Consider the following 3,608-nt stretch of genomic DNA (forward strand, 5'->3'; position numbering starts at 1 on the left):
AGCGCCCACAGCGGCGGCGCGCCCACCAGCGCCAGCGCCGGGACCAGCGCGAGCACTCCCGCCACCAGCGGCAAGGCCCAGCGCCCCAACACCTCCGGCCCGCGCCCGCCCGCCAGGTGCGCCCGGCTCAGCAGCGCCCCCGCCGTGAAGTCCCCGAACGCCCGCCACAGCGGAGCCAGGTACGTCAGGTGCGCGTCGTCCGCCCCGAGCACCCAGTACGCGCCGAAGACCACACCGAGCGCCACGAAGTGCCAGCACCACGCCGCCCCTGCCCCGGACACCCGCCGCACCAGCGCCCAGATCACCGGGAAAACCAGGTAGCAGGCCAGTTCCGCGCTCAGCGACCAGGTCGGCCCGTTCCACGACAGCGAGTCCGCGAACCCCCACCCGTGCAGCAGGAGCGCCTGCGCCACGAAGTCCGCCCACGTCCCGCCCCGCTCGAACCCCAGCCCGAGCACGTCCGACAGCACCGCGCCCACCGCCAACCCCGCGAGCACCACCGCGTGCAGCGGCCACAACCGGGCCAGCCGCATCCGCAGGAACCGCCCGTGCCCGCGCCCGGACGCCGCCTGCCCGAGCGCGATCCCGAACCCGCTGAGCAGGAAGAACACGTCCACCGCGAGGTAGTTGACCCGGTCCACCGCCTGCCAGGCGCCCGCCGTCGCCGGGACCATCACCGCCGCGAACGGCGCCAGGTGACCCGCCAGCACCCCCGCCGCGGGCAGCGCCCGGAACCCGATCAGCGACCGGATCCCCTTCCCGGACAACCGGACCGCGTCCCCGCCGGTGACGGGGCCGACGCCGCCGCGCGCCGCGCCGGACCCCGCCGCCAAGCCGGTCCGCCCCCGCCCCGCGCCCGCACCGACCCCGTCCGCCGTCACCGCCGACCGCCGCCCAGCTCGTACAGCCGCAGCTCGCCCAGGGTGCGCCCGCGCTCGACGTGCACCAGCCGCGCGCCCCGCGCCAGCTCGTCCACTTCGGACTGCGGCATCGACCCGAGCCCGCGCTCGGCCAGCGCCGTGGACACCAGCGCGTACCCGCCCCACTCGAACGCGGCCCGCGCCGTCCGCACCTCCTTGACCCGGAACCCGGTCAGCACGAACTTCCCGGTGTGCTCGCCCACCGCCAGCCGCGAGTTCGCGGGCAGCTCGCGGTCGGCCCACGCCTGGAACCGCGCGTACCCGTCGTCGCGGGTCGTGTGCACCACGGACCAGGCCGCCGCCGACCACACCAGCAGCACCGCCGCGATCCCGGCCGCCACCAGCCGCACCCGCCCGGCGTCGGCCAGCCACCCGGCCAGCACCACCGCCGTCGCCGCCGTCGCGGGCACCGCCACGAGGTAGAACGTCTGCTCCTCCAAGGTCCCGAACAGCACCGTGTACGCCATCGGCGGGCACACCGCGACCTGCCAGTGCAGCACCACCGCCAGCGGCCCGTCGGCCAGCTCCCGCCACCGCAGCGCCAGCAGCGCGCACGCCGCCACCACGCCGAACGCGATCACCAGGTAGGCCGGGGCGCACAGCCCGGAGTTGGCGATCAACCGCTCGCCCAGGGAGGACCGGCCCGGCGCGTTGTACCCGGTGGACTGCACGACCCCCACCGCCCGCAGCACCCCGGACGACTTCTCGCCCCACCACCCCGGCAGGTGCCCGGTCGCCGCGATCCCGGCCACGTACACCGCGTACACCGCCGCCTGCCCGCCCAGCGCGAGCAGCGCCGACCGCCGCGGGACGGGCCTGCGCAGCACCAGGAACAGCAGCAGCGGCACGGTCGTCACCAGCGCCGAGGTCTCCTTGCTCACCAGCGCCAGCCCGAACGCCGCGCCCGCCGCGAGCGCCCACGCCCCGCGCGCGCCCGCCACCGCGAGCAGCAGCACGCCGAGCAGCACCCCCAGGCCCATCAGCGTCTCCAGCGTGACCCGGCTGTCGAACTTCACCAGGTACGGGTTGAGCGCGAACAGCGCCCCCGCCAGCACCCCGGCCGCCCGCCCGCGCGCCCGGTCCGCCAGCAGCGCCACGACCACCGCGCTGGCCGCGCCCAGCACCGCGTTGACCCACCGCAGGTCCAGCACCGCCTGGAGCAGCGGCGCCGCCGGGTCGGCGAACAGCGACAGCAGCCCGAACAGCAGCGGCGGGTGCAGGTGGAACGGCTCGCCGAACAACCGCACCCCCCGCCCCTCGCCGATCGACCGGGCGATGTCGGTGTACTCGCTCTCGTCGATGAACAGCTCGTGCGCCGAGGCCGCGTTGTAGAGCCGCAGCCCCAGCGCCACCACGAACAGCCCGAGCAGCGCCACCGGCCACCCGACCGCCCACCTCGCTCCAGGGGGCCCACCGCTCGTGGGCGTCGTGCGCGTGGTCGTCGTCATCCGGTCCTCCCTGACCCGTTCGCCACCGCGTCCAGGTAGACGCGCTCCTGCTCGACGGCCAAGCCGTCCCACCGGTACCGGCCCGCGAAGCGCTTGCGCGCCCCGTCGCCGCCGTCGCACCTGCCGTCCACCCGTGCGAGCAGGTCCGCGTAGGCCGCCACGTCGAACGACGGCGCCAGCTCACCCGCCCGCTCGGGCACGATCTCCCGCAGGCACGGGATGTCGAACGCCGCCACGGGCGTCCCGGTCGCCAGCGCCTCCAGCGCGACGATCCCGAACGTCTCGTACCGCGACGGCACGGCCACCACCCGCGCGCCCGCCATCAGCCGGAACTTCTCCCCACCCGACACCCAGCCCGCGAACCGGACCCGGTCCGCCAGGCCGAGCTCCGCGACCAGCGCCCGCACCCGAGCCTCGTCGGGACCGCTCCCGGCCAGCACCAGCGAGCCCGGAACCCGGTGGCGCGCCAGGGCCCACGACCGCAGCAGCAGGTCCAGGCCCTTCTGCGCGATCTCCAGCCGCCCCACGAACACCACGTCCGCGCTGCGCGGCGCGGTCACCTCGAACGCGTCCTGCGCGACCCCGTTCGCCACGACCCGCACCAGCACGTCGGGGTTCAGCGCCACCAGCCGCTCGGCGATGCCCCTGGACACCGCGACGAGCCTGCGGTGCGACCGCACCCCGTACCGCTCGACCCAGTGCACCGGGACCCGGTACTCGCGCGCCTTCTCGCGCGCGTTGAGCCACTGCACCACGCCGACCGTGGGCCGCCCGGTCCAGCGCGGCGCGGCCAGGCTGGACACGGGGGCGCAGAAGTCCTCCACCACCAGGTCGCAGTCCCGGCGCCGCACCTCGCGCGGCAGGGCCACCGCGTAGCCGAGGAAGCGGCTGAGCCGCGTCCGGCCCGCGAACGGTCCGATGTGGACGTACCGCACGCCGTCCTGCGTGCGGTCGGCGCAGCCGGGGAAGCGCGTGGTCAGCACGGTCACCTCGTGCCCGCGCGCCACGAGCCGCCGGTTCACCTCGTGCGTGCGCACCGACCCGCCGCCCGCGCCCGGCGCGGCGGGGTCCTCGAAACCCAGGTGCAGCACCCGGATCCGGCCGTCCCGCGCCGGACGCGGCAGGGGCGCCTGCGCGCGGCGCAGCAGGGGGGCGGCGAGCAGCAGCGCGACCAGCGCCGCCACCGCCGACCCGGCCGCGCCGCCGACCGCGACCCCGTGCGTCCCGGCCAGGTGCCAGC

At 76.6% G+C, this 3,608-nt stretch carries 3 protein-coding genes; all 3 read right to left on the reverse strand.

What is annotated here, in order from left to right:
- The coding region (locus ACTUAL_RS04950; RefSeq protein ID WP_440899417.1) for an acyltransferase family protein at window positions 1-881 on the reverse strand (881 nt) is incomplete at its 3' end.
- Window positions 878-2,368: a glycosyltransferase family 39 protein gene (locus ACTUAL_RS04955; protein ID WP_440899418.1), complete on the reverse strand. Its 1,491-nt coding sequence runs from the start codon at window positions 2,366-2,368 to the stop codon at window positions 878-880. The genes ACTUAL_RS04950 and ACTUAL_RS04955, both read right to left, overlap by 4 nt.
- The coding region (locus tag ACTUAL_RS04960) for a glycosyltransferase (protein ID WP_440899419.1) at window positions 2,365-3,608 on the reverse strand (1,244 nt) is incomplete at its 5' end. The genes ACTUAL_RS04955 and ACTUAL_RS04960, both read right to left, overlap by 4 nt.

This window comes from Actinosynnema sp. (genome assembly GCF_052038725.1).